This is a genomic window from Brevibacillus sp. NPDC003359, assembly GCF_042878995.1.
GTDB lineage: Bacteria > Bacillota > Bacilli > Brevibacillales > Brevibacillaceae > Brevibacillus.
Genome location: NZ_JBIAOR010000008.1, coordinates 1 through 19,849 on the forward strand (window position 1 = coordinate 1; position 19,849 = coordinate 19,849).

Annotated in this window: 26 protein-coding genes; 5 read left to right on the plus strand and 21 right to left on the minus strand. The window is 46.0% G+C overall.

The annotated features are described in order from the left end of the window. Positions 1–130 precede the first annotated feature (130 nt). From ACFYU8_RS18775 to ACFYU8_RS18790, 4 genes are all read right to left on the minus strand, one after another. A complete protein-coding gene (locus ACFYU8_RS18775; protein WP_173616474.1) occupies positions 131–274 on the minus strand; it encodes a YuiA family protein in 144 nt (47 codons plus the stop codon). Positions 275–454: 180 nt separating this feature from the next. Further along, positions 455–931: an NUDIX domain-containing protein gene (locus tag ACFYU8_RS18780; protein ID WP_390302004.1), complete on the minus strand. Its 477-nt coding sequence runs from the start codon at positions 929–931 to the stop codon at positions 455–457. A gap of 65 nt (positions 932–996) precedes the next feature. Then, on the minus strand, positions 997–1,248 hold the full coding sequence (locus tag ACFYU8_RS18785; protein WP_017251334.1) for a hypothetical protein: 252 nt from the start codon (positions 1,246–1,248) through the stop codon (positions 997–999). Between the two features lie 4 nt (positions 1,249–1,252). Next, the gene (locus ACFYU8_RS18790) at positions 1,253–2,443 is read right to left on the minus strand and encodes an NAD(P)/FAD-dependent oxidoreductase (RefSeq protein WP_390302007.1); all 1,191 of its coding nucleotides are present in this window, start codon (positions 2,441–2,443) and stop codon (positions 1,253–1,255) included. Between the two features lie 349 nt (positions 2,444–2,792). Here ACFYU8_RS18790 and ACFYU8_RS18795 point away from each other — a divergent pair, with 349 nt between their 5' ends. Further along, the gene (locus ACFYU8_RS18795) at positions 2,793–3,803 is read left to right on the plus strand and encodes an NAD(P)/FAD-dependent oxidoreductase (RefSeq protein WP_390302010.1); all 1,011 of its coding nucleotides are present in this window, start codon (positions 2,793–2,795) and stop codon (positions 3,801–3,803) included. 112 nt (positions 3,804–3,915) lie between these two features. After that, complete coding sequence (locus ACFYU8_RS18800; RefSeq protein ID WP_390302013.1) at positions 3,916–4,206, plus strand: hypothetical protein; 291 nt, start codon at positions 3,916–3,918, stop codon at positions 4,204–4,206. 28 nt (positions 4,207–4,234) lie between these two features. Here the strand turns inward: ACFYU8_RS18800 and ACFYU8_RS18805 are convergent, their stop codons facing one another. The 4 genes from ACFYU8_RS18805 to ACFYU8_RS18820 all read right to left on the minus strand — a co-directional run bounded on the left by ACFYU8_RS18805 (position 4,235) and on the right by ACFYU8_RS18820 (position 6,955). After that, positions 4,235–4,855, minus strand: a complete 621-nt coding sequence (locus ACFYU8_RS18805) for a hypothetical protein (RefSeq protein ID WP_390302016.1) — start codon at positions 4,853–4,855, stop codon at positions 4,235–4,237. Positions 4,856–4,897: 42 nt separating this feature from the next. Further along, positions 4,898–5,257, minus strand: a complete 360-nt coding sequence (locus ACFYU8_RS18810) for a hypothetical protein (protein WP_088909219.1) — start codon at positions 5,255–5,257, stop codon at positions 4,898–4,900. 399 nt (positions 5,258–5,656) lie between these two features. Next, positions 5,657–6,040 (minus strand): cupredoxin domain-containing protein, encoded by a 384-nt coding sequence (locus ACFYU8_RS18815; RefSeq protein ID WP_390302019.1) that lies wholly within the window; start codon positions 6,038–6,040, stop codon positions 5,657–5,659. Positions 6,041–6,160: 120 nt separating this feature from the next. After that, entirely contained in the window at positions 6,161–6,955 is a 795-nt protein-coding gene (locus ACFYU8_RS18820; protein ID WP_390302022.1) for a metallophosphoesterase, read from the minus strand. Positions 6,956–7,009: 54 nt separating this feature from the next. Between ACFYU8_RS18820 and ACFYU8_RS18825 the strand changes: the two genes are divergently transcribed. Then, positions 7,010–7,594, plus strand: coding sequence for a hypothetical protein (locus tag ACFYU8_RS18825; RefSeq protein WP_390302025.1), 585 nt, complete (start codon positions 7,010–7,012; stop codon positions 7,592–7,594). A 27-nt stretch (positions 7,595–7,621) separates the two neighbouring features. Here the strand turns inward: ACFYU8_RS18825 and ACFYU8_RS18830 are convergent, their stop codons facing one another. The 6 genes from ACFYU8_RS18830 to ACFYU8_RS18855 form a co-directional block, all read right to left on the minus strand. Further along, a complete protein-coding gene (locus ACFYU8_RS18830) occupies positions 7,622–9,103 on the minus strand; it encodes a DUF4153 domain-containing protein (protein ID WP_390302028.1) in 1,482 nt (493 codons plus the stop codon). A 120-nt stretch (positions 9,104–9,223) separates the two neighbouring features. Then, complete coding sequence (locus tag ACFYU8_RS18835) at positions 9,224–9,352, minus strand: hypothetical protein (RefSeq protein ID WP_390302031.1); 129 nt, start codon at positions 9,350–9,352, stop codon at positions 9,224–9,226. A gap of 93 nt (positions 9,353–9,445) precedes the next feature. Continuing rightward, the gene (locus tag ACFYU8_RS18840; protein ID WP_390302034.1) at positions 9,446–9,847 is read right to left on the minus strand and encodes a hypothetical protein; all 402 of its coding nucleotides are present in this window, start codon (positions 9,845–9,847) and stop codon (positions 9,446–9,448) included. 16 nt (positions 9,848–9,863) lie between these two features. Beyond that, a complete protein-coding gene (locus ACFYU8_RS18845; RefSeq protein WP_390302037.1) occupies positions 9,864–10,754 on the minus strand; it encodes a DUF5050 domain-containing protein in 891 nt (296 codons plus the stop codon). Positions 10,755–10,967: 213 nt separating this feature from the next. Then, on the minus strand, positions 10,968–11,327 hold the full coding sequence (gene erpA / locus ACFYU8_RS18850; protein ID WP_390302040.1) for an iron-sulfur cluster insertion protein ErpA: 360 nt from the start codon (positions 11,325–11,327) through the stop codon (positions 10,968–10,970). Positions 11,328–11,477: 150 nt separating this feature from the next. Then, complete coding sequence (locus ACFYU8_RS18855) at positions 11,478–11,699, minus strand: aspartyl-phosphate phosphatase Spo0E family protein (protein ID WP_048034523.1); 222 nt, start codon at positions 11,697–11,699, stop codon at positions 11,478–11,480. A gap of 335 nt (positions 11,700–12,034) precedes the next feature. On the opposite strand from ACFYU8_RS18855, the gene mqnE reads away from it, so the two are divergent. Then, complete coding sequence (mqnE, locus tag ACFYU8_RS18860; RefSeq protein ID WP_390302043.1) at positions 12,035–13,138, plus strand: aminofutalosine synthase MqnE; 1,104 nt, start codon at positions 12,035–12,037, stop codon at positions 13,136–13,138. A gap of 104 nt (positions 13,139–13,242) precedes the next feature. Here the strand turns inward: mqnE and ACFYU8_RS18865 are convergent, their stop codons facing one another. After that, complete coding sequence (locus ACFYU8_RS18865; protein ID WP_390302046.1) at positions 13,243–13,506, minus strand: DUF1450 domain-containing protein; 264 nt, start codon at positions 13,504–13,506, stop codon at positions 13,243–13,245. Between the two features lie 173 nt (positions 13,507–13,679). Between ACFYU8_RS18865 and ACFYU8_RS18870 the strand changes: the two genes are divergently transcribed. Then, positions 13,680–14,747, plus strand: a complete 1,068-nt coding sequence (locus ACFYU8_RS18870; protein ID WP_390302049.1) for an NAD(P)/FAD-dependent oxidoreductase — start codon at positions 13,680–13,682, stop codon at positions 14,745–14,747. A gap of 87 nt (positions 14,748–14,834) precedes the next feature. On the opposite strand, the gene ACFYU8_RS18875 is transcribed toward ACFYU8_RS18870, so the two are convergent. The 6 genes from ACFYU8_RS18875 to ACFYU8_RS18900 all read right to left on the minus strand — a co-directional run bounded on the left by ACFYU8_RS18875 (position 14,835) and on the right by ACFYU8_RS18900 (position 19,835). Then, positions 14,835–15,593 (minus strand): carbon-nitrogen hydrolase family protein, encoded by a 759-nt coding sequence (locus ACFYU8_RS18875; RefSeq protein ID WP_390302052.1) that lies wholly within the window; start codon positions 15,591–15,593, stop codon positions 14,835–14,837. 15 nt (positions 15,594–15,608) lie between these two features. Beyond that, on the minus strand, positions 15,609–16,514 hold the full coding sequence (locus tag ACFYU8_RS18880) for an ATP-grasp domain-containing protein (RefSeq protein ID WP_390302055.1): 906 nt from the start codon (positions 16,512–16,514) through the stop codon (positions 15,609–15,611). Between the two features lie 138 nt (positions 16,515–16,652). Then, positions 16,653–16,994 carry a hypothetical protein gene (locus tag ACFYU8_RS18885; protein ID WP_390302058.1) on the minus strand — a complete coding sequence of 114 codons (342 nt, stop codon included), beginning with the start codon at positions 16,992–16,994 and terminating at the stop codon, positions 16,653–16,655. A 144-nt stretch (positions 16,995–17,138) separates the two neighbouring features. Then, on the minus strand, positions 17,139–18,032 hold the full coding sequence (locus ACFYU8_RS18890) for a hypothetical protein (protein ID WP_390302062.1): 894 nt from the start codon (positions 18,030–18,032) through the stop codon (positions 17,139–17,141). 131 nt (positions 18,033–18,163) lie between these two features. After that, positions 18,164–19,378 (minus strand): hypothetical protein, encoded by a 1,215-nt coding sequence (locus ACFYU8_RS18895; protein ID WP_390302066.1) that lies wholly within the window; start codon positions 19,376–19,378, stop codon positions 18,164–18,166. A 127-nt stretch (positions 19,379–19,505) separates the two neighbouring features. Continuing rightward, positions 19,506–19,835 (minus strand): YuzD family protein, encoded by a 330-nt coding sequence (locus tag ACFYU8_RS18900; RefSeq protein WP_390302069.1) that lies wholly within the window; start codon positions 19,833–19,835, stop codon positions 19,506–19,508. Positions 19,836–19,849: the final 14 nt, after the last annotated feature.

Below are 19,849 nucleotides of genomic sequence, written 5' to 3' on the forward strand. Positions count from 1 at the left end.
GAACCGCTGATAGTTTATCGTCTGTAGAAAATTTAGTCATAGAAAAAACTGCACCTCCAATCGTTAGTTGTGTCTAACAATTGGGGTGCAGTTCAGCTTCGACGGTTTTCTATACGAGATTTCCCAGTCATTATTGATGAGAAGAAACAGCTTCCTTCTGAGCTTCCTGTGTACCGGCTCCATCACAGTTAGGACAATTCTCCGAGCCCCCCAGGAGCAGTTGGAAATACCCTTGGCCATGGCAATACGGGCACTGTTCTTGTTTTTGTCTCATGTTGAGCTCCCCTTTCGGCATACATGCGCGAATATTAATTGCATGTATTTTCAGATTATTTTGATGTATCTAACTATATCAGAATCTTCCCTTGGTTCACAACGCACTTCATCGCGAAAAAACAATAAAAAACCGCAATGTAAGCGGGAACATTGCAGTTTATCTAGCTTATTCGCAGAATTACTTAAATATTTTATAGGAAGTGTATTGAAAAATGGGATCGATAGCAAACGAGTGACCTGTCATTCCTTGCTCCCGTTTGATATAGTCCGGCAAGATGATTTTCAAATAAGTCGAAGAAAGCGGGTCATGAAGGAGCTCCTGTATCGGCATAAATCTCGCTTCCGCGATTTCACCTTCCTGTGGGCGCGGTTCTCCCCCTATGTAATCCATCCAGAAAACGACCATATTGTCGCTAATGGACTCCCGGATGACACCTGAACGGATTCCCGCTACTTGTCTCACTACTGCCTCGACACCCGTTTCTTCCAGTACCTCACGCACGGCAGCTTCATCTACGGTCTCACCTTCCTGCACGAATCCCGCAGGAAACGACCATTGTCCTTTTAGTCCGCTGTACGTTTTTTTGACAACCAATGCTTCTTGCCCGCGAATGACGATCCCGCAGGCGCCAAGCCAAACCTTCCCTTCGCGCATCCTGCTCGCTCCTTCCATGTCCTAGCTAAACGAAACCCCCGGCTCTTCTTCGCCGGGGGTACCTATCAATCATCCTCGTCATCTAGGAGCCCATTATCGATCATGTATCGCAGATTTTCCCGATCCCTCTCGCGGCCCTTTTCCTTGAGCCGGTCGATGGCAGGCAGGATGAGAATATCTACTTCACGCTGTACATGCCATGCCAAATCGTGTCGCCCCTGTTCCTCCAGGAAAGCGCCCACTTCCATCAAGGCGTTGTACCGATCCATTTCTTCACGGACCATGAGCCCCCGGACTTGAATGCTCGCGTGACGCATCGTTTTACAGCTTTACTTTCTTCAAGGCGAGACCGACGCCGCCAATTTTGTACAAGTAGCGCAGGTCGCTCGCTTTTTTCATCATGGCTGCTGTGCTGCCGAACAGCTTTTTCGAACCAACTTGCCCGATTCCCTCACCTTTTCCAAGAGAAGCCAATGTCCCTTGCAAATGCGGGTTGAATTTTTGAGGCAGATCGCCACGGACCAAGGCAGCCAGATTCTCACCCAGCGTCTCGCCTTCCTGTACCGCGATTTGAGCAGTTGGCGGATAAGGACGTCCTTCTTCGTTGAAGATCAAGGCACAATCGCCTACGACAAAAACATTCTCATGACCAGGCGCACGCAAGTATTCATCTACTTTGACGCGACCGCGCATGACCTCGAAGCCCGCTTTTTCTACGATGCTGTTACCGCGGACACCTGCTGCCCAGATAACTGTCTTCGATTTGATTTCTTCTCCCGTAGCCAACAGCACGCCATCCGGGGTGCACTGCTTGATCGGGGTTCCAATTTTGAACTCGATGCCTTTTCTCTCTAATACATCCATTGCGTATTGGATCAGCTCTGGAGCAAAGCCAGGCAATGCAGTTGGTGCTGCTTCAATGCAATAGACTTTCACCAGTTTTGGATCGACATCAAATTCTCGGCACAGCTCCGGCAGACGATCGCCGAGCTCTCCGCAAAACTCGATGCCTGTAAAGCCAGCTCCACCTACGACAAACGTGAGGTAGTCCGTACGATCCGGCTCATTTTTATATTTGGAGAACATGTATTCAATGTGCTCCCGAATATTGCGGACTGCATTGATGCTGCGAATGCTAAACGCATGCTCCTTGAGTCCTTCAATTCCAAACGTTTCTGGCTCGCTGCCTAATCCGATGACAAGATAGTCATACGGCAGCACTTCGCCATTTTCAAGCGTGACGGTCTGCTCTTCTGGCTGAATGGCTTGCACCGTTCCTTTGACAAAGTTAACTTTGTCCTTGTTCAAAATGCCATCCAAACTAACGCGGGCGTGATCCGCTGGTGCTGTACCTGCAGCCGGCTCATGCAACCAAGTCGTGATGTAGTGATAGTTGTGCTTGTTGACCAAGGTGATTTCTGCCTCATTGTAGTTGAGCTTTTTCTGTAGCTGCAACGTTGTGAGCAAACCACCGTATCCAGCGCCAAGAATCAGGATTTTGGGTGTACCCATCAGTATCCCTTCCATTCATGTATAATGTCATTGTGCATGGTAACTTAAGGAAGATTGTGCGATTTTTCACGTGGTCTGGTACGTAATAAGATGCCCCAATCCAGTGACCGTATAGTATCGGAATTATTGCCCTGTTCTACCATTGGAACCACTCTGTGAAAAAATGCACAAAGTCTGACAAAGAAAAATGTGACAATTTCTTTACAGTCATCCTCATCTTATCGGCTACGTATTGGATTTGCAAGGTTTTTTTGCCTATCATCTTTCGAATTTTCTCTCCTGTTTTTCTACTTGTATGGGTTATAATGGTTGAGGAGTTCGCTTACGATTAATTCGGAGGTGCTTTGGATTGAATTTTCTGCAAAAAGACGAGCAAATCTACGACATTACGATCATCGGTGGAGGCCCTGCCGGATTATTTACCGCTTTTTACGGCGGGTTGAGGCAGGCCAGTGTAAAAATCATTGAGAGCATGCCCCAGCTAGGTGGGCAGTTATCCGCTCTTTATCCGGAGAAATACATATATGATGTAGCCGGATTTCCAAAGGTTTTAGCACAAGACTTGATCAATAATCTGAAAGATCAAATTTCCCGCTTTCAGCAAACCGTTTGCCTGGAAGAGAAAGTGGAAAATGTCGTAAAAAAAGTAGACGATGTGTTTGAAATCACAACGGACAAAGGCACTCACTTCTCCAAATCCGTTATCATCACTGCTGGGGTAGGAGCGTTCGAACCTCGCAGACTGGAACATCCAGATGCCGTCAAATATGAAAAATCCAATCTGCACTATTTTGTTACCGATCTGAACTCTTTCAAAGGACAGCGGGTAGCTGTCATTGGCGGGGGCGATTCCGCTCTGGACTGGTCCCTCATGCTAGAACCTATCGCAAAAGAAGTACACCTTATCCATCGCAGAGACAAGTTCCGCGCACATGAACACAGTGTGGAAATGCTCATGTCCTCCAAAGTAAACGTCACGACACCTTACGAAGTTACAGCTTTGCACGGCGAGGAGCGCATCGAAAAACTCACGCTGGCCAATTGCACGACAAAAGAAGAAATTGATCTGGAAGTCGATGCAGTCATTGTCAACTTCGGCTTCATCTCCTCTCTCGGTCCTATCAAGAACTGGGGGCTGGAGCTCGAAAAAGGCTCCATCGTGGTCGATACCCGCATGGAATCAAATATTCAAGGCATTTTCGCAGCAGGCGATATCGCAACCTACCCTGGTAAGGTCAAGCTGATCGCTGTCGGTTTTGGTGAGGCCCCTACCGCTGTAAACAACGCGGTCTCCTACTTTAACCCGGATGCCAAATTGCAGCCTGGTCATTCTTCCAGCATGGATAACTTCAAATCGTAAAAATGTTTCGTCCCTGTTGTTGCCTACGATGGCAGCGTCAGGGATTTTTCGTTCCCTTGCATAACCGCTTTTGTTCGCGCACAAAGTAGGAGGAACAAGGAGGCGATACGCTTTGATTCATCTCTGTCCAGTTTGCAATGGCTTCACTGCCCTCCAACAAGCTTGTACAGCCTGCGGTCAACCTCTGCAAGATGCCGGTCGTCTCTCGGACTTTTATGGAAACTACAGCCCGTACCGGGAGATTGACGATGTCAAGCTGGACAATGGCTACATGGACCGTCTGCGACACCAATGCATCCATACAGGCTGGTGTCCTTCCTGCCAAACCGAACAGGCAGTCGTCCTAGATGAATGGACACCTGCTATGCTTGTATCAGATATGGAAAAGGACGCGTACCAGTAGTCGGTCACGTCCTTTTTTGTTCGAAACGTTATTTTTTCTTCATAGCGAGCTTTTCCGCCATGCGCGAATTATTTACTTGCATCTGTTCCAGCATTTGTTGAAGAGACTCCTTAATCTTCGCTGTATCGCCAGATTCTATCGCAGAGTCAAAGGCTTCATGTGTTTTTTTCATTTGCTCGATCCGAGCTTTTCGGGCGTCACGCTCTTCTTTTGCCCCCATGTTTTTGTCTTTCCATTCCTGAAACTGCTTTTCCATCTGTTCGTTCGTTATTTCGCCCTTTTTGACTTGTTCATTCAGCTTGTTGATCAGTTGCTTTCGTTCCTCACGCTTCGCTTGCCACTTCGGGTCGTCACTCAGCGTTTCGAACTCGCTCATTAAACGATCGCGTTCTTTAAACGCTGCCTGCCATTTGTCTACGCTATCCGGTGCATATTTTTCCGCTAGCAAGAGCATGTACATTTTTTGATGAACGCCTCTGTTTGAGCTGTGTCGCACCTTTACGAGCTTCTCTCCATGCTCATCATGGCTGTGAGTCGGCTTGCTTACTTGGGCAACTGTTGCAGATACATCTTGGGCCAACGCGACACCTGGCATGGCGAGACCCATTACCAGCGCTGTTGTCATCATTCCTTGCTTCCACATCTTCATGCTGTTCACTCCTTCTGGTAAAAAACGTCTATGATTCATCCCTTAAAAAGGACGCAACTCTTCTTTATCCAGCCCTAATAGCTTTACAAGGCCCATTTGCTCCAGATCGCTTTTCGTTTTTTCGGTACCATACTGATAAATAAGCTGGTAGATGGCTCGCAGGTTGTCATCATATTCGTCGTTGTCCCGATCTGGCATGTCCGACCATAGTGTATGCCCATGCATCCACATCATGAAATCCCCATGGACACAGTTATTGAACAAATCTCGCATCATGCCCACTTGAACATCGGTCGCTTCGATCTCAAAATCGTACGTGGCGGAGCCTTTTTCATCGCGGATTTCTGCCACTGTCGTTCCTGCTTGCAAGGTCACGTAGTAGTGTTTCTTATCCAGTGTCACTCATCTCCTTTTTGGATCGCATCACCGACTTGAAAACTTTTCCTCCTTACCATGTGCAAAAATCGTAAAAACATGTATATAACAAGCAAAAAAGCCCTCCGTCAAGGGAGGACTTTTGCCGACTTGCTTTGCTTCTAAAGCCCGTTTGTTACGCTCGATCTTCTTTCCGCAAATTATGTCCGGTGTTCTCTCCCGTTTTTGGGGGAGTGCTGCGTGAGCCGGCGGATGCTTCCGTTGGGCGTTTGTCTTTGTTATTGTGCTTGGACATGTGGTTCCCTCCCTTACTCGATGAGTGGCTGCCCATGTAGTATGTCCCCACCTGTGAAATGAAAAAACACCTTGACCCGCTATGCAGGCCAAAGTGCTTGTTTGTTGTTTTATTCCAATAAAAGAATCGAATTATTTCACGACTAATTTTGCTACCATTTTGCCATGATCCGGTCCACAGATCACGTTGCAAAAGATTGTGTACTCACCAGCTGTATCGATTTTCATCGTTTTGCTGCCATCTTTTTGGAGATCTACATCCAGTCCTTGGATACCAATACCGTGGTAGCCTTCTGTCGACTTGAAGTTGATCGTGAACTCTTCGCCAGCTTTTACTTCAAAGGTTTCTTGGTTGAATTTCCAGTTACTAGCTTCGATATTTACTTGTGTGCCAGTAGTCGCCGCAGGAGTCGCCGCATCCGTGCTAGCAGCTTGATCCTTGCCTCCACCGCATGCTGTAATCAACATTGCAGACAATGCAACTGAAGAAACCAACAGACCCCACTTCTTATTCACTTTTGACCCCTTCTTTCTTCTTTTTCTACACTTCCATCTTACTCGATGAAATCGATCCAAAATCTGGGATGGTGTGAACGAACAGTGACGAATTGGGGAAGGATTGTTGACCATGAGCATTCATGATTGATTGATCGCGTATACCGTTATCTCTGGAAAGCAATTCAGCCGGATTGGTAGCCTGGAAGTGCCAAGTCCGCGACTGATACCAAATACGCCAACCGATTGATCCTCTTTTTGCCCGACATGAAAATGCTTGTAGGCACCAACAGTCCGGTTGAACAAGCGAATTTGTCCACCGTGGGTATGTCCGGTCAGGAGCAGGTCAGCTTTCAATCCCTCGTTGCGAATCAACGAGATTATATTGGGAGAGTGAGCCAAAAATATCATCAAGTTCGCCTGCTGGATCTCTTGCCCCGGTCGCCGTTCATTGCCGTAAATCGAATTATCGAAGCCGTATATCCAAATTAGACCGGTGTCTTTTTCTATCACGGTACTCTCGTTTTCCAACACCGTCATTACCTGCTGGATGGCCTCTTTTTGGGAACGGTAGACAGCAGGGGAATAGACCTTTTTGCGAAATCTTCCTGCTTCTCTCTCATAATTTCCAGGAACGAAGAATATCCCATTCTCGCTCTTTATTTTCGCTAGCTCATTCAACACAGGCGTCAACTGCCCGCTGTGCTGTGTCAAATCCCCCGTCACCATCACAATATCCGGGTTATGAACATTCACGAGTCGATGCAAATATCCATTCAAATACCGTGTTCGTCCATGGAAATCAGTCAGGTGAAGCAAAGTAAGGGGAGATACTCCAGGTAATGTCAGCTTCACTTTCGTTGTTTTGACATAAGTCGTATGATAGGCGAGAAATATCATTCCCATCAGGATACACAAAACAAATATTGTCGTCATTTTGGAACAATCCCCCTTCTCTCCCGTCTTATGGTTAATGGGAGTGGATCAGACATGACGCATCAAAAAAATCGTGATGCAATAGCAGTTCTTTTCTCGATGTTGATTCTTTTCACCTTTTTTATCTACCCTTCTCCTGCATCTGCCTGTAGTTGTGCCCGCCCTCCTGACCCTTTAACAGCAAAGGATATGTCTGCTGCTGTATTTACAGGCAAGGTGCTCCATGTTAATGAGCGTATAGACTGGCTTCGTTGGCTTCCGTTTTGGGATAAACCAGATCGGGGAGGATTTGACGTTATTTTGGAGGTAGAGTCCACGTGGAAAGGAGTGGATCAGACACAAGTTCAAATCGTCACTGACGGCCTTGCAGGCGGATGCGGCATTCCTTTTCAACCGGGTCAAGAATATCTTGTCTATGCCTCTTATTGGGAGCGTAATGAGCTAGAAACCAACATCTGTACACGTACAGCCATCAAGTCAGATGCTGGAGAGGACTTGCAAGCGTTAGGTCCTGGTACAATGCCTATCCATTCCGCCAATCTAGTATCGATCGATTATCTATTTACGGGGACCGTAGTCATCATCTCTGTGGGATTTTTGTACTATCTTTTCGTGACTCAAACAAAACGGAGACGATAGCACACCTCGTCTCCGTCATCACTTTTTTTATGGAAAATAAGCTTTCGCCCGATACTCTGACAGATTAAAGGACTGCCAGCTATTGTCCTCATACAAAATCTCTTTCCGCTCTTGCAGCATCTCCATAAACCGCTCTTCTACCATTTTATCCCGCACAAGCTCCATCACCACTGGTATGGCGTCATAAGACAGCTCGCTCAAATACTCGATGTCGATATTTCCGGTCGCATGATAGCGCTGTACATTGTTTTTGGCAATGATGACATCCATATTGATGTAATTCAGAATGACGTAACTCACTAGCGTCACAATCACGTAATACTTGATCAGGGAAAAACCATCGCGCCAAATTTTTAAGAGAGCAATGATAAACAGCACAAACAGAAAAATCATGAAAACGTGAGCTAACAACCGCGTATGTGTATACCCGTAAGCATCCTCATACAGCGAAAGGCGAAAATAGGCAGACACCAGCATGAAGCCCGTACAAATCGTCAGCATACTCAGCAGAACTTGAATCATCCGGTAAAGCATTGGTTTTGCCCGAGTGGCGAAGTGCATCGTGCACAGGAGAATCAGAAAATTAATAACGGTGACCGTCACTAGCTCATTGAAACCATTTCTAGCATACTCGGCGTACGTTAATTCATCTGGTAAAATCCGCTTCGCTCCGCTGAACAAATACGATATTTGAATGTATGTAAATGCTGTGTACACGATATTGATGATCGCCAAAATTGTTACAAGAATAACCCCGTCCCAGACGATCTTCTGGTCATCTTCGGGCACAGGCAATTCCGTTACTTCTTCTCGTTCCCCGAAAAGAGAATGCATGTATGCAAACACGAGGATCGTAATGATCCCGATTAGCATCAAGCGAAAGATTGCTTCAAGTGAATTTACATCAATCACCCTTCGCGGTATTTGACCCAGAAAATGTCCAAACACACTATCCGCATTCGAGAGCAAGGAGAGTATAATCACCAGAAGCGGCACGGAGATGCCGATCCCAATGAAAACCTTTTTCATCACTCCATACTTCTCCTGATTCAACCTGCCCTTGATCCATTCCTTTGTCAGCCGAAATGGCAGGCGAGTATGCTTCAGCGTATAAAGGAGCAGTGTCTCCACCATCTCCATGAAAAATCCTGCCTCGTACCATTTCGCTTGATGACGCTTGGTGATCAGGATCGTTTGGATCACGAATAAAAACGGGATCAGTAATAGGTTGAACACGTGAAAATGCGGATTGGAAAATAGAAAAAAGGTAAGCGCCAAAAGAAAAATTGGAAGCGTCCATATCCAGTTGAATGCTTGCTTGCGAGAAAAGCGTAAATGAATGCGTTGCCTGGCCTGCCAAATAAAAAAACCGTACAAGCCGATTACGAACAACAGATAAGAGATGCCCAATCCTTTACCGTAAAACATCAAGTCAAACAGCAAACCGATCCCAAATGCCCCCAGCAATAGCCACTGTAAGCCTTTTTGTTCTTGCATAACATCAGCCAACTTCTTCACTCCTTACTCATCCATTTGCCGTAAAAAAGGTAAGAGCAGACTCCACAAAGGAGCTGCTCTTGTAAGTACGTGCACATTTGGATAATTGTTACATTTTTGGCGAGATGTTATCTATTGTAATTTCTCTGCAATTGCCAGTAATTCTTCTTTTGTCAACGCTGGATTCATGGCAATCACTTCGATGAGCCTCATTTTATCCTCTTGGTATCCCTTTACGACCTTTTCTTCGGTTCCATCCATTAGCTTGCCAGCTATATACAGTCCCTCATTTGCACTTTCACTTTTTCTACGATGGCATCCTGTCCTGCTTCTTCCTCGATGTATTTCACACCTTCAAAGTTCGTGATAGCGATGTATACGTCCCCGTCTCTCTTTTCCTTCGCTCCCTTTGTACATCGTAAAGACTCTATCAAATTTTGGCTTAGGAGACACCTTTCGCACGACGATTTGTCTCTTATCGTTGTCCGCCTCCTTGTACATTTCTTCGAATAACTCTGGTTGGCTATAATCAAATGGATCGTTTACATGCCCATTTACAAATTTGTAGCCACCCGCGAGCTCCGCTGGTACCTCATAAAAGCTCCCCACTTCTTTCTGAAGCGGTGGTGTGGATTCATGAATAACAGGAATATAGGTGAAGGAAACACGTTTTTTCGGATTGTCCGGGCCAGGCATATATATTGCTGCGCCTTCTCCCGGCTTAAGCGAATTTCTTGCGTCTTCAAAGGTTTTCATCGTTTCACTACCTCCTTTAGCGCTTGCTCCATTTCGTTATGATCCAAGCCCCCTCACCTACGATAGCAACGATCTTTCCCTTGATTTGCTTGCCATCTTGCAAGTGCTTACCCTCCTTGGAAATCAGCACATGCCGAGAGCTGCTATCCACGTAGGCAATCGCGTCCGTATATACCTCAAAGCTGCCGCCTTTGCTTACATCTATTTTCGTGTCATCTTCGGTAAGCTTCGTTTTTTCGGTCCCATCCAGCTTCATTTTATAGAGTCCTTGATCACGGCTGTCATGGAAGTAATACCAGCCGTTCGAAACCGTTGCATAGTCTACATTTTCAAGAACTTCCTCTTTTTTGTCCGAATTGATTTTCGCTTTATACAGCATCGCTCGGTTGTCGTCAGTATAAGCCGTAAAGTACAAATCGCTTTCATCCATGACAAAGGACGTAATCTTGTCTCCCGCAAATTTCACAGCTTCCGGCGTGCTGCTACCTTGCTTTACCTTGTAAAGAGAGCTTTTGTGCAGCCCTTTTTCCGCTGCTGGATCGTTGACCTGCAAGTAATAAATCTCTTGATTTCCTCGAAAAATTTTACCGTTCACCTGATTGGCTTGACTCACTTTCAGCGGACTCTCGTTGACCAATTTATCCTTGTAAATCGTACCTTTCAGCTTGCTGTCTTCATCTGCGACAAAGAAGTATTTCCATTCATCTCCTACCCGAATGAGGCCAGACGCAGCACCCTGTGTCTCTTGCTTGTCCTCATCCTTCATGGTTAGAGTGAGCTTAATCTCATATTTTCCTTTTTCCGAGGGAGTAAAGGTTCCCGTTACCTCGTATTGCTCTTTTCCTTCCGTAACCTTCTCCCCCACATTCACATCAAGGTGTGGAAACAACGTCAGATTGCCTGCCACTTATGATTTTTACCTCACCTTTGGTGCCGCAGCAATCGTAGCTGGAATGGCCGTACACAAAAGGATGGCCGAAAATACGCAAGCAGTTAGCCGTTTGAATTTCTTCTCCATAAAAATCCTGCCTCTCATCTTTTCATTTCGCACAACAAAATACCCCTTCAACTCGTGCGCAATCATTCACACAAGTCGAAGGGGTTCCGTCTTATTCGTCTCTTAGTCGTCACATTTCTCCGCTTTTCCTTCAGCCAACGCTGTTTTGAACGAAGATCCACAGCCACAAGAAGCGACTGCATTCGGATTCTCGATGGAGAAGCCTCCACCCATCATCGATTCCTTGAAATCGATCTCTGTACCTTTAATGTATGGGTAGCTGTCCTTATCGACAACAATTTTCACACCGTTTTCCTCGAAGGTCTCGTCGCCTTCCTTCAATTCTTCGTCCCAGCCCATCCCGTAGGTAAAGCCGCTGCAACCACCTGTTCGGACACCTACCCGCAAAAACACATCGGGCTTGCCTTCTGCTGCCAGCATTTCTTTTACTTTCAAACTGGCGCGCTCTGTCAATGTAATCATGCTACTTTCCCTCCTTTACAGGCTCATCATTCCTGCACTTGTTACCACCATTATATTCAGTTTACTAAGAAACGCTTCTTCCCACAAGGTTCCCCTGCACTTTACGCGCTCATTCTCTCTTTCCAAATAAAAAAGAAGGGTTTCCCCTTCCTATGCAAAATGTGCATTGTTTTCCATTAGATAAAATCTATACGCTTTTTTCCGGTTTCCTGCCTTAGACAGACTATGATCGATCTGGTTCAGTTCGTTGTGTAGTTGATCAATTTGTATACTGTATTCGAGGACATCTGGATGATCTAACCCAAACTCTAACCCCATATTTACCATACGCTGTCGAAGGAGTTCGATTTTCTCGAGCAAAACGTCCCGCATTTGAAGCTCCTCCTAGTAATAGATCAGGCTTTCTTACTATATTTTACAAGAACAGCTAGAATTTCGCAAACAAAAATTCCTTTATTTCCGAAAATATACCAAAAATACGACGGTAATTGTTATATTTTTACATTCATAACTTCCTTCTAGAGAGTTGGAGAACTTATGATATTGTTCGTACTTACCAAGAGGTTTATAATATAGGTGCTCTTGTTGCCCGAGATTTACTCTATTCCTAAGAGCCAATCCACTCCCATGGAACGAATATCGATTGGGATGACTGGATTAAAGCTCTTTCATCTAAGAACCATTGACTTTGAAAGGAAGTGTTTGGAATGGCGCTTGAAACGATTCCCATGCAAGACAAATCTCTCGCCGAAATCGCAGAAAAAGTCATGCATGGCGAAAGACTTACCTTGGAAGACGGTGTCACCCTTTTTAATTCCAACGATCTTTTGACGATTGGACAATTGGCTAACGTTGTTAACTATCGCAAGAATCAGGATAAGGTTTACTTTTTGCAAAATCTGTACATCAACCCAACTAACGTATGTGAAGCTCATTGCAAATTCTGTGGTTTCCGCCGCGATGAAGGTGATGAAGGTGCCTACACAATGAGCACAGAAGAGTTGCTTCATTATGTAGAAACACGCTTCCATCCGGGTATCCGCGAATTCCATATCGTTGGCGGACATAACCAGCACAAGCCGTTCGAGTACTACCTCGACACCATTCGTACCTTGAGACAAGCGTACCCGGATGTGACCATTAAATCGTATACCGGTGCGGAAATTGAGTTTTTCTCCCGCATTTCCGGTCTTTCCATCCGCGAAGTTTTGCAAGAGCTGATGAAAGCTGGTCTCCAAAGTCTTACTGGCGGTGGCGCTGAGATTTTGACCGAGCGCTATCGTATGAAAATGAGCCCGGAAAAAGCAAGTACAGACATGTACCTGCAAGTACACCGCACGGCTCATGAGTTGGGCTTGAAAACACATACCACCATGCTGTACGGCTCCATCGAGACATTGGAAGAGCGCGTGATCCACATGCTCCGCCTGCGTGAGCTGCAAGATGACACAAACGGCTTCATGGTGTTCATTCCATTGGCTGTTCAGCCGATCAAAGCAACAGCTGGCATCAAGCGCCGCAACTCTGCGATTGATGATTTGAAAACAATGGCGATCAGCCGTCTGATGCTCGATAACTTCCAGCATGTCAAAGCATACTTTATCAACATCGGTACCCAGCTCACACAGCTTTCTCTGCAAATGGGAATTTCGGATGCTCACGGAACCTTGATCGAGGAGCGCATCAGCCACTCAGCCGGTGCCCTTACCCAGCAAGCTCTGACTGTAGATGAGTTGGTCTGGTTGATCAAAGGCGCAGGAAAACGCGCGCTGGAACGCGATACCTTCTACAACGTAATCAAAGAACATTAATCCATAAAAAAAGCTGATGCTCCGATTCACTTGGGCATCAGCTTTACTATTTTGGTACGTTCACGGTTGATCATGCTCACCAATGAACATCCTAAGAGAACAACCTACAGAGGGAAATCTGCATTCAGCAGCTCTTCTTCCTCCCGCAATTTATTCTTGATTTTCACCAGTAATTCATCGGCTGTTGGTGCTTGTACCAATGTGCCGTTTACGAGCGCGAATGGCTCCATGTAGCATTCACCGCAATACCCCAGACAGCCGTACTCGAGTACGTCCACATCTAGATCAGGATCATTTTCCAATGTGTCCACGACGGATTGCGTATAGGAGGAAACATTGCTCGCGCAAAATTCTACTAGTGGTTTCATCTATTGTCACCTACCGATTATTTCGACATCATCACGTACTTTATTGTACCGCGACTTTGATAAAAATCCAGCGGAGAAAACGGGAAAAAGATTCTGCTTGCATTTTTAGTGAAAGAGACTAAAAATAGAGTGGGTGCTGTAAAAAACGGACAGAAGAAAGGACTAGACCTTCTATGAAACGACTTGTGATCCTTGGAGGAGGATACGGGGGTCTTCGTATTATTGAGCGAGTCCTGTCCCCTGATTTACCAGATGACGTGTTTATAACCCTAGTAGACCGTATGCCGTTTCATGGCTTGAAAACAGAGTATTATGCTCTGGCGGCAGGTACTACACCGGAATCTCACCTGCGTGTTAATTTTCCAAACGATCCACGCCTGACCGTCAAATACGGTGAAATTACTGGCTTGGAATTGGACGAGCAGGTCGTCAATTTTGCTAACGGGGACACCCTCTCCTACGATTGGCTTGTAATCGGATTGGGCTGTGAGGATCGTTACCATGATATCCCTGGTGCTGAACAATTTACGTGTTCGATTCAATCCATGGGAGCTACCCGCAACACATACATGGCAATCAATAATGTGAACCCATACGGTACGGTTACCGTCGTGGGCGGTGGTCTTTCCGGAGTGGAAATGGCTGCTGAGCTACGCGAAAGCCGTCCCGACCTGAATGTACGCATCGTCGACCGCGGTCAAAGCATTTTGAGCCCATTCCCGAAAAAGCTTCAGGAATATGCATCGCAATGGTTCATTGAGCACGAAGTACAGCTTGTTTCCATGGCGAATGTCACTAGCATCGAGCAAGGGATCGTGTACAACCACAACCAGCCTGTTGAAAGTGATGTTATCGTATGGACAGCAGGTATTCAAGCGAACCAAATCGTGCGCTCTCTGCCTATCGAAACAGACAACATCGGACGCGCCAAACTAAACCAGTATCATCAAATTCCATCCCATACGAACGTTTATGTAGTGGGTGACTGTGCAAGCACGATCATCGCGCCGAGCGCACAAACCGCTGAAATTCAAGGCGAACAAGTTGCCCTGATGTTGAAAAAAGACATCAAAGGCGAGGAGTATCCAGCTTCATTGCCTGCTCTCAAGCACAAAGGCTTCCTCGGCTCCCTTGGCAAAAAAGAAGGCTTTGCCAGCATGGGGAAAATGTCTCTGGTCGGTCAGATGGCTCGTGTCATCAAGAGCGGTCAGCTATGGATGTACAAAAAGCATATGGGATAGTGCACAAGCCTGTTGGCCGGATGGTCTAACAGGTTTTCTTTTTGTATAAGCACGGAATCGAAGCGGTCGACTCCTCTCTTTTCCTTCCTATTCAACCAATTCAGGTTGGAAGCGCTGGGCTAATAATCGCGTGGCTCTCGCAGGATCAATCTCGTACACAAGCAGCTCCTCGCTCCCTGAAGCTGCGACACACAGTCGTTCCCCCGTAGGCGAAATCAAAGCCGTCGTCACCTGTTGATTCGGAATCGCGTAGTTCACACTGGCGAAGTAGATGTTGTTTTCCAAGCTTCGGCAAACCATTGCCCCATTGTAAAAATCGGGATTGTTGACTTCCCCTGTAAACATTGGATGGAAAACGATGCTCGCTCCCCGGCGTGCCGCCCAACGTACCGTCTCTGGATATCTCCATCCCTCATGGCAGATGACAATGCCAAACGCCACGTCCTCTATCGTAAACAATTGGCGCCCTTCACCCGGGACATAGTCAAACTGATCCTCATCTGGATCGATCTGATTTTTGATTTGTAGCCCAAGATCTTCTCCCTGTTTCCCCACAACAAAGGCGACTAGATGATAGCCGCGCTCATCCTTCCATTCCATCGGTAAAATGACGGCGATCTGGCGTTCCTTCGCCAGCGCACGAATCTCTTCCAAAACTCTCCGTTGTACCTTGTGATCGTATGCTTCCACTTCATAGCCTACTCCGCGCAGCCCTGGAATCACCGATTCAGGAAAGCAAATCAGATCGCAATTGTTTTGCGCAGCGTTAATGATCTGTTGCTTGACGATCGCGAGTCCCTCCGCCGCTGATTGGGGAAACCTCGTCTGAGCCAAACCTATTTTCATGAGGGATACCTCTCTCTAAGGAAGATTTCTTTTTAACTTTGTGAAAAATTCAAATCTATCAGCCTGTTCAGGCAGAGCAGACACCTGTGCATCTCCTAGCTCGAGGATGGTCCACGAGCCATTTTCCAGCTTGGCGATGTCCATGGTAAAAAAGCGACTCTTGATTTTTTTCGCTACTTTTAAAAATGGATGGAGGTCTAGCGGCGTATCGTCGTATTGTCCTTCCTCCCAGTAATTTGCCATGTACATAGGTTCGCCATCCAAAAAGAAGACGCGATATTCCTGGGATAATGGCATGTTGCTCTGCGAGTGATGGGTCAAAAATTGAAGCTTCACAAATTCTCGAAAAACGATTCCCTCATTCAACTCATCTTGCTGCAACTCCAAAAATCGGCTGGTCACCTGCTGTACCTTATCTTTATCGGAAGCATCGGGAATATAACAAGCTTCATTCCAATCATGCTTTCGAGATTTCACATAATCTTTGATCATGATCGGAGCCTGACCAAATCTATTTACGATCTGATGCACGCTCTCAAACGACTCATCTATCTCTGCTTTGTGCAACCAGACCGACAGCGGTGTGAAATCTTTGATGACTTCATAAGATTCGGGCAGGTAATGGCAATGCACGTATTTTTCCGGTGTATTGATTAACTCTATATTTTTGGCTAGCAGGACGTCGTACAATTTTTGGTACAGGAACGGTTTTAGCATCCATCCCCTGTAGATAGCCGTTACTTTTTCAGGAGCGGGTTGTATGTGTTTCACAGCCGCTAACGGGTTGTCATGATATATCAGTTGTTCCAAGCTGATCAGATGAATGTCGAGGCCGAGTTGTTTTGCACACGTATACTCATTTTCGTAGGTTTCATCGACTTTGTTTTCTTGAAATGGCTGGCTGCAAAATAAGACTTTCATCTGCACGCTCCTCCTCTCAAATGATAGAGAAAACAAGGTGAAATAAGGAATCAGGAATATCCTCCCATTATACAAGATAATTCTTTGAACGCAAAAAACCGTCAAGACTAATCCTGACGGTTCCCTCATTCTGCTGGTTTATCGCTTCTGAACGCGTAAAACAGGTACTTTTTTTGGTTCAAAGGTGTCTGTCAGTACCTTCTCGTGGATGACATTCAGCTTGAGCAAACTCGAAATTTTCCCGGTATCCGCCTTCGACATGAGGCGCCAAAGCGAAGGATCTGGCAAGGCGTTGAAAAGGCGCTCATCGTCGTATTCTCGCCGCTCCTGATAGGAGATCAGCAGCTTGTATTCGCCTTCCTCTGCACTGCCTGCTTTGCTGTAAGCTTCAATCAGTTTACTCCGCAGCTCGTTCAACTCTTCCTCTACTTGCTTTTGAATTTCCTTCAACTCGTAGTAGCGAGTAATCGGTCGATCCATCCGCGCTTCCTCCTTTGGTTACCCCTGTACCCAAAATCCATATGAGGAAAAGTCGGTTGGTAGAACCATTCGCTGGCAACGAAAAACAGCCTCCTTTTTCATTTCCGTCATGAAAAGGAGGCTGCGTATCAATCTCAAAAACGATTACTTACCAATCATCGTGTTGATCGCTTCACCCGGGTGTTTTTTCAAGAAAGTCGAATACTCTACTTCCCATGGATTCCATTTGCCTTCACCTTGGTAGCCCCATACAGAGTTGATGCGGGAAACGGTATCTGTGTTGTTCATTCCTACGAGTCTTTGCTCCCCTACCAGTTCAAATGTACCGTTTGCATCCATATCGACTGGAGTCAAAGAACCGAATGGGTAGGAAAATACAGTAACAGCATCTTCTGTCGGCTGCACTTTGCCTGCTTTGTCATACAGCTTGGCAGCTACGTATACATCCTGGTTGGCACTCACGTCAAGCGTCAGCGGCTTATCTAGGTGGGAGCCTTTGCCCTCTACTTTAAAGCCATCCACGAATTTCCCCTCGTAACGGATTCCTTCGTTTTCCTTTTCACCAAAAATCACGGTTGGCTTGTTGTTTTCAAAGGTAGCGATTACGTGGCTGTAAACACCGCCGCTTCCGCCAGTCGCTGTTTTCACAAACGCATCGGCAACATGATCACCCGTGAAGTCTACGAGAGTCAGTTCACCTTCATAGCCTCCCAGTTCTTTGATGTCTGTTTGGCTATATGCGCCGGATTTCCCGTCTTTCACTACGATGTTCATATTGGAGGAATAGATGTCATCCGCTTTTTCTTTTTCGCCAATCAGGTATACGACGTCATCCTTCTTATCACCATTGACGTCAGCCGTTTTTTGATCGATCACATAGGTGTTTTTCGCGAGCTTCAATTCAGCTGCGGCAGAGAACAGCTTTCCTTTTTCAGAGTCTGCGTGCGCTACCTGTGTATTCAGTGCAGAAAATCCAGCTACTCCTACAACTCCTGCAAGCAGCAAATATGTAACAGGCTTCATCCATTTTTTATTCATCGTTATGGCCTCCACTGGTTGTAATGGGTTACATTTCCTACTATAGGACGCAGCCTCTTTTTTTTCGTTACAAAAGATTTACGATTCAAAGACAAAAAGGTTAACAAACCCTCAATCGAGGAATAGCCCAATTACTTGACGTTATCCAGCACGCTTTTGATAATGGCAGCCGAGTCTTGACGGATACTCAGGTTGTAGTACTTTCTTACAGCTTGGTAGACAGCATTCAGATTTTTGCTGCTTTTGTTTTTACGATAAGCGGCAATTTCCTTGGAAAAATTAGGATGGTGGATTAGATCGCGGCTCCAGTCCCATGCCCGAGGCTTTAGGGCATCCTTACGTGCTTGATTGAGCATTTGGGGAAACTTCGGAATAAAGTACTGTCCGATTTTTCTACTAGCATTTTGGTATTCATGGGTCTCTGTAATAGAGTAAACAAGATCATCATTATAGGGCTTTCCATTGACTGAAATGAGATCGCGCGGTTGTGTCGGCACCATGCCTGGTGCTAATTTCACCTGATAGTACTCCCAACCTGATTCGGTCTTTTTCCCGGGAAGGATGAGTTTCATAAAATGCTGTAGACGATCATACGCATGCTCCTGCGCGTATTTTATCGGACCGGATTCCATGCTAAGCGGTGAATCAGGATAAAGATAGCCTTCGCTATCTACTACATAACCCGGCAAGCCTACTTCAACTGCCCAGCGCACAGCAACATTCTCCGAATCCTTCAGATCAATTCCTCCGTGGTAAGGTCGAACGGTTCCGAACATCCGATACAGAACGGTCGCGACGAACTCCTTCGTTGCGATCCCATCGTCGATCTCATTTGGCATGACGTAACCGGCTTGAACAAGAGGCTGCAGGCGGGCATTCATATTGATTTGGGCTCTGGTTTCTCGTAGAGCTCTCCCCTCTTTTGAATAGGCGTCCGTATTCTTAATGCCTTGGTCTAGCTCATCCAGATTCATGTCAGCCGGATATGCTGGGGGTAGATTACCGATAAAATGATACAGATTCCAGAGAAATCCTTTTTTCGAGGATAAGAAATTCAAGCGATAAGTGAAATTCATTTTGTGATACGAATCTTCCGTTTCCATGTCGATTATATAATCATCGGATGAATAAGGGCGCAGTTGCAAAGGCAATGGATGCGGATTAGTAATAGAGACCATCTGTACATTCAAAAACAAGTATTTTTCCGGATTGGGCGGAAGTTTATATGTAATTCGATAGCTCGCTGTGTTTGCTTCTGCAATATTTGTAGCAGATGGGGTAACAAGTATGGTGGATAAACAAAGGGAGCATGCTAGAACGCTAAACACCATATTTTTTCCAATCATAGAAAAATCACCCTTTTTTCTTTTGATGCTAGTTAAACGCTTCTTGGCCTTCGAAGTTGCGCTCAGACTGTTACTCTAAAAAGAAAAACGACCAGTTATAGATCATCTGGTCGTTTCTTGAGCGATCTTATTCTGCCAAAGAAGCAATCGGCTGTACGCCCATGCTCTCCAGCTTTCCATAGATATCTTTTAACTTCGGATTTCCCTCACCGACAATTTCCCCGGAAATTACGACAAGCGGATACCATAAATCTTCCTCGATAATGCGATTCGCCCAGCTTTTGTCATCGTCTGTCTGCGGCTGTTGAAAGTCGCTATAAACGATGCGGAAGCTGTCACTCCCATACTTGCGAGAGAGTGCCGCCTCCAGCCACTCGGCTGTTTCCTTTGCAGATGGCAAATTGACGCAGCTTGCGCACAATTGCTCTGTTCCAAAAACCTTGATATCGACAGTCACTATATCCGCCCTCC

Excerpts from the sequence above, each read along its gene's own strand:
- ACFYU8_RS18775 (WP_173616474.1), bottom strand. The coding sequence starts at position 274 with ATGAGACAAAAACAAGAACAGTGCCCGTATTGCCATGGCCAAGGGTAT.
- ACFYU8_RS18780 (WP_390302004.1), bottom strand. The coding sequence starts at position 931 with ATGCGCGAAGGGAAGGTTTGGCTTGGCGCCTGCGGGATCGTCATTCGC.
- ACFYU8_RS18785 (WP_017251334.1), bottom strand. The coding sequence starts at position 1,248 with ATGCGTCACGCGAGCATTCAAGTCCGGGGGCTCATGGTCCGTGAAGAA.
- ACFYU8_RS18790 (WP_390302007.1), bottom strand. The coding sequence starts at position 2,443 with ATGGGTACACCCAAAATCCTGATTCTTGGCGCTGGATACGGTGGTTTG.
- ACFYU8_RS18805 (WP_390302016.1), bottom strand. The coding sequence starts at position 4,855 with ATGAAGATGTGGAAGCAAGGAATGATGACAACAGCGCTGGTAATGGGT.
- ACFYU8_RS18820 (WP_390302022.1), bottom strand. The coding sequence starts at position 6,955 with ATGACGACAATATTTGTTTTGTGTATCCTGATGGGAATGATATTTCTC.
- ACFYU8_RS18825 (WP_390302025.1), top strand. The coding sequence starts at position 7,010 with ATGACGCATCAAAAAAATCGTGATGCAATAGCAGTTCTTTTCTCGATG.
- ACFYU8_RS18835 (WP_390302031.1), bottom strand. The coding sequence starts at position 9,352 with ATGGATGGAACCGAAGAAAAGGTCGTAAAGGGATACCAAGAGGATAAA.
- ACFYU8_RS18840 (WP_390302034.1), bottom strand. The coding sequence starts at position 9,847 with ATGAAAACCTTTGAAGACGCAAGAAATTCGCTTAAGCCGGGAGAAGGC.
- erpA (WP_390302040.1), bottom strand. The coding sequence starts at position 11,327 with ATGATTACATTGACAGAGCGCGCCAGTTTGAAAGTAAAAGAAATGCTG.
- ACFYU8_RS18855 (WP_048034523.1), bottom strand. The coding sequence starts at position 11,699 with ATGCGGGACGTTTTGCTCGAGAAAATCGAACTCCTTCGACAGCGTATG.
- mqnE (WP_390302043.1), top strand. The coding sequence starts at position 12,035 with ATGGCGCTTGAAACGATTCCCATGCAAGACAAATCTCTCGCCGAAATC.
- ACFYU8_RS18865 (WP_390302046.1), bottom strand. The coding sequence starts at position 13,506 with ATGAAACCACTAGTAGAATTTTGCGCGAGCAATGTTTCCTCCTATACG.
- ACFYU8_RS18870 (WP_390302049.1), top strand. The coding sequence starts at position 13,680 with ATGAAACGACTTGTGATCCTTGGAGGAGGATACGGGGGTCTTCGTATT.
- ACFYU8_RS18875 (WP_390302052.1), bottom strand. The coding sequence starts at position 15,593 with ATGAAAATAGGTTTGGCTCAGACGAGGTTTCCCCAATCAGCGGCGGAG.
- ACFYU8_RS18880 (WP_390302055.1), bottom strand. The coding sequence starts at position 16,514 with ATGAAAGTCTTATTTTGCAGCCAGCCATTTCAAGAAAACAAAGTCGAT.
- ACFYU8_RS18885 (WP_390302058.1), bottom strand. The coding sequence starts at position 16,994 with ATGGATCGACCGATTACTCGCTACTACGAGTTGAAGGAAATTCAAAAG.
- ACFYU8_RS18890 (WP_390302062.1), bottom strand. The coding sequence starts at position 18,032 with ATGAATAAAAAATGGATGAAGCCTGTTACATATTTGCTGCTTGCAGGA.
- ACFYU8_RS18895 (WP_390302066.1), bottom strand. The coding sequence starts at position 19,378 with ATGATTGGAAAAAATATGGTGTTTAGCGTTCTAGCATGCTCCCTTTGT.